1 protein-coding gene is annotated in these 272 nt (G+C 72.1%); it reads left to right on the top strand.

Going from position 1 to position 272, the window contains the following annotated elements; translation table 11 throughout:
* Nucleotides 1-272 (top strand): glycosyltransferase family 2 protein (locus MFF64_RS36870; RefSeq protein WP_238193989.1); only part of this gene is annotated, 272 nt, incomplete at both ends.

The raw sequence follows: 272 nt of genomic DNA on the forward strand, positions 1-272 counted from the left end.
GAGATCCTTTCGATCCGTCGCGGCGAGACCGGGGATCGTGCGTCGCCGGCAGGGGAGGGGGGACGGTATCGGCACCGCGACGCCCTGCGCGGCCATCTCGACCGGACCGGCCGCAGCGAAAGCCGCATCGTCGTTGCCCGGGACGAAGGCCTTCTCCAAGTCGAGCACCCGCTGCCCGATCCGCGGCCGCTGGTGAGCGTCATCGTGCCGACCCGCGACCGGCTCGACCTGCTCCGCCCCTGCCTCGAAAGCCTCGCCGCCTGCACCGATTG

Origin of the sequence: Methylobacterium frigidaeris (assembly GCF_022179185.1) — a bacterium.
GTDB classification, from domain to species: Bacteria; Pseudomonadota; Alphaproteobacteria; order Rhizobiales; family Beijerinckiaceae; genus Methylobacterium; species Methylobacterium frigidaeris.